This is a genomic window from Streptomyces sp. rh34 (genome assembly GCF_002551245.1).
Classification (GTDB): Bacteria; Actinomycetota; Actinomycetes; order Streptomycetales; family Streptomycetaceae; genus Streptomyces.
This window is the reverse complement of record NZ_NTGZ01000416.1, coordinates 1-3,890: the sequence shown is the minus strand read 5'-3', so window position 1 is coordinate 3,890 and position 3,890 is coordinate 1. Positions and strand designations below refer to the sequence as shown.

3 protein-coding genes and 1 pseudogene are annotated in these 3,890 nt (G+C 73.3%); 3 read left to right on the top strand and 1 reads right to left on the bottom strand.

Going from position 1 to position 3,890, the window contains the following annotated elements; all coding sequences use genetic code 11:
• The coding region (locus tag CR470_RS36425; RefSeq protein WP_097871915.1) for an aminotransferase class I/II-fold pyridoxal phosphate-dependent enzyme at positions 1–851 on the bottom strand (851 nt) is incomplete at its 3' end.
• Between the two features lie 203 nt (positions 852–1,054).
• Between CR470_RS36425 and bioB the strand changes: the two genes are divergently transcribed.
• From bioB to CR470_RS36410, 3 genes and pseudogenes are all read left to right on the top strand, one after another.
• Entirely contained in the window at positions 1,055–2,332 is a 1,278-nt protein-coding gene (bioB, locus tag CR470_RS36420) for a biotin synthase BioB (RefSeq protein ID WP_097871913.1), read from the top strand.
• The gene (locus CR470_RS36415; RefSeq protein WP_179892501.1) at positions 2,325–3,677 is read left to right on the top strand and encodes an adenosylmethionine--8-amino-7-oxononanoate transaminase; all 1,353 of its coding nucleotides are present in this window, start codon (positions 2,325–2,327) and stop codon (positions 3,675–3,677) included. Before bioB ends, CR470_RS36415 begins: the two co-directional genes overlap by 8 nt.
• Positions 3,678–3,683: 6 nt before the next feature.
• A pseudogene (locus tag CR470_RS36410) lies at positions 3,684–3,869 on the top strand (AAA family ATPase); the annotation flags it as partial.
• Positions 3,870–3,890: the final 21 nt, after the last annotated feature.

The window sequence follows — 3,890 nt, the reverse complement described above, 5'->3', positions numbered from 1 at the left end:
CGTTCCGGCTCCCGGCGCAGCACCCCGAGGGCGCCGAGCGCGCCGCCCGCCGCCGCCGGGGCGAGTCCGGTGTCGAAGATGAACGTACGGGCCGTGTTGACCAGGTGGTCGATGACCCGGGCGGGGCCCAGGACCGCCCCGCCCTGGCTGCCGAGGGACTTGGACAGGGTGAGCGTGGCCACGGTCCCGTCGCCGCCCGCCAGCCGGGCCGCGGCGAGCGCGCCGCGACCGCCGTCGCCCAGCACTCCGAGGCCGTGGGCGTCGTCGACCAGCAGGGCGGCGTTCGCGGAGCGGCAGACCTCGGCCAGTTCGGGAAGCGGGGCGGCGTCGCCGTCGACGGAGAAGACCGAGTCGGTGACCGCCAGGACCCGCCCGTCGTGCGCCCGCAGCGCCTTCCCGAACGCGTCCGGGTCGGCATGGGCGACGACGGCGGTCTCGGCGCGGGAGAGCCGGCAACCGTCCACGATCGAGGCGTGGTTGCCCGCGTCGGAGACGATGAGGGAGCCGTGCCCGGTCAGCGCGGTCAGCGCGGCGAGATTGGCCGCGTACCCGGAGGAGAGCACGAGGGCCGCCTCGAAACCGCAGAACGCGGCGAGCTCCCGTTCGAGTTCGGCGTGCAGGGCGGTGGAGCCGGTGACCAGGCGCGACCCGGTCGCTCCGGCGCCCCACCGCCGCGCGGCGGCGGCCGCGGCGGCCGTGACCTCCGGGTGCCGGGTGAGGCCCAGATAGTCGTTGCTCGCGAGATCCAGCAGCTCCGGCTCGGCGCCGCGCGGACGCAGGGTGCGTACGAGTCCGGCGGCGGCCCGGCCGCGGGCCTCGGCGTCGATCCAGTCGAACGGGGCGAAGGACATGGGGCGGTCCCTTGGGTAGGCGGGGCCCTCGGCGGGCGGCTCCGCGCGGACGGTCCGGTGCGGACAGTCCCTTTGTAGGCAGCCAACAGACCCTAGCCGGGTGCGCAGCAGGTCAGGATGTGGCAATACACACACCCTCGCCCGGGTCTCCTGTCTGGTTCCTCCTTGGCTGGAGGCGGTGCCGTAAGCCAGGATCATCTTCCATGGACCTGCTGAACACGCTGGTGGACAAGGGGCTGCGGCGCGAACTGCCGACCCGCGAAGAAGCGCTCGCCGTACTGGCGACCTCCGACGACGAGCTGCTCGACGTGGTGGCGGCCGCCGGGAAGGTGCGCCGTCAGTGGTTCGGGCGGCGCGTCAAGCTCAACTATCTGGTCAACCTGAAGTCGGGGCTCTGCCCCGAGGACTGCTCCTACTGCTCGCAGCGGCTCGGCTCGAAGGCCGGGATCCTCAAGTACACCTGGTTGAAGCCGGACGAGGCGTCCAGGGCCGCCGCCGCCGGAGTGGCGGGCGGCGCCAAGCGGGTCTGCCTGGTCGCGAGCGGGCGCGGCCCGACGGACCGGGACGTCGACCGGGTCTCGAAGACCATCGAGGCGATCAAGGAGGAGAACGAGGGCATCGAGGTCTGTGCCTGCCTCGGTCTTCTCTCCGACGGACAGGCCGACCGGCTGCGTTCGGCGGGCGCCGACGCGTACAACCACAACCTCAACACGTCCGAGGAGACGTACGGGGCGATCACCACCACGCACACGTACGCGGACCGGGTGGAAACCGTGCAGCAGGCCCAGGCCGCCGGGCTCTCGGCGTGTTCGGGGCTGATCGCCGGGATGGGCGAGAGCGACAAGGACCTGGTCGACGTCGTGTTCGCGCTGCGGGACCTGGACCCGGACTCGGTGCCGGTGAACTTCCTGATCCCGTTCGAGGGAACACCGCTCGCCAAGGAGTGGAACCTCACCCCGCAGCGCTGCCTGCGCATTCTGGCGATGGTCCGCTTCGTCTGCCCCGACGTCGAGGTGCGGCTCGCGGGGGGCCGTGAGGTGCACCTGCGCTCGATGCAGCCGCTGGCGCTCCACCTGGTCAACTCCATCTTCCTGGGCGACTACCTGACGAGCGAGGGCCAGGCCGGCCAGACCGACCTGGACATGATCGCGGACGCCGGTTTCGAGGTGGAGGGCGCGGGCACGACGACGCTGCCGCACCACCGGGCCGACGCCCTGAGCGGCGGCTGCGGTGCACGCGACGCCACGGCGGGGCCCGGCTGCGGATCCCACGACACCGACGGAGCGGCCGGCTGCGGTTCCCACGGAGGCGGCGGGGGCTGCGGGCCGTGCGGTGGCCACGGGGAGCAGAAGCCGGAGGGCGTGGCGGGCGCCGGGGAGAGCGTGACGGCCTCGCGCACGGACGCCAACGGAGCGGCGCGCACCGATCTGGTGGCGGTCCGCCGTCGCGGCGCGGGAACGGACCTCGCGCCCAATGCCTGAAGCACCTACCGCCGAGGCCACCGAGCACTCCGGGCCCGCCGCTCCGAAGCCGTACGCCCCCGACGAACTGCGGGCGCTGGACCGCGCGCACGTCTGGCACCCGTACGGTCCGATGCCGGGCCGCCAGGAGCCGCTGGTCGTGGAGTCGGCCTCCGGCGTGCGGCTCCGGCTCGCCGAACCCGTCGAGGGGCAGCGCGAGCTGGTGGACGGCATGTCCTCCTGGTGGTCGGCGGTGCACGGCTACAACCACCCGGTCCTCAACGAGGCCGCGCGCGGCCAGCTGGACCGGATGAGCCATGTGATGTTCGGCGGGCTCACCCATGAGCCCGCGGTCCGGCTGGCGACCCGGCTGGTGGAGATCACCCCCGGGCCGCTCCAGCACGTCTTCCTCGCCGACTCGGGGTCCGTCTCCGTGGAGGTCGCGGTCAAGATGTGCCTCCAGTACTGGCGTTCGGCCGGGCGTCCGGCCAAGCGGCGGCTGCTGACCTGGCGCGGTGGCTATCACGGGGACACCTGGCAGCCGATGTCGGTGTGCGACCCGGAGGGCGGGATGCACGGGCTGTGGTCGGGGTCCCTGCCCCGCCAGGTCTTCGCCGACGCCCCGCCGGACGGCTTCGACGCGGAGCCGGACCCCGCCTATGTGACGCGTCTGCGGGAGCTGATCGCCGCGCACGCCGACGAGCTCGCCGCGGTCATCGTGGAGCCGGTGGTGCAGGGGGCCGGCGGGATGCGGTTCCACTCCCCCGCCTATCTGCGGGTGCTGCGCGAGGCCTGCGACGAGCACGACGTCCTGCTGGTCCTCGACGAGATCGCGACCGGTTTCGGGCGTACGGGCAAGCTCTTCGCCGCCGGGCACGCCGGGATCTCGCCGGATGTCATGTGCGTCGGCAAGGCCCTGACCGGTGGTTATCTCACGATGGCGGCGACGCTGTGCACCACCCGGGTGGCCGAGGGCATCTCCAGCGGCGAGGTTCCGGTGCTGGCGCACGGACCGACGTTCATGGGCAATCCGCTGGCCGCGTCAGTGGCCTCGGCCTCCGTGGACCTGCTGCTCGGGCAGGACTGGGAGGGTGAGGTGGCGCGGATCGGCGCGGGCCTGCGCTCCGGGCTCGCGCCCGCCGCGGACCTCTCCGGAGTGGTGGACGTACGCGTCCTGGGCGCGATCGGGGTCGTCCAGCTCGACCACGAGGTGGACATGGCGGCGGCGACCCGTGCGGCCGTGCGCGAGGGCGTCTGGCTGCGGCCGTTCCGCGATCTCGTCTACACGATGCCGCCGTACGTCACAGGGGACGAGGACGTGGCGCGGATCTGCCGGGCCGTGTGCGCCGCGGCACGGGAGGGCTGAGCCGATATGTCGACGATCCTGGTGGTGTCCGGTACGGGCACGGAGATCGGCAAGACGGTGGTGACCGCCGCCGTGGCGGCCACCGCGCGGGGCCGCCGGGTCGCGGTGCTCAAGCCCGCGCAGACCGGGCTCGGCCCCGGGGAGCCGGGCGACGCGGCCGAGGCCGCGCGCCTGGCGGGGAGCCATGTGACTGTCTCTTATACACATCTCTGA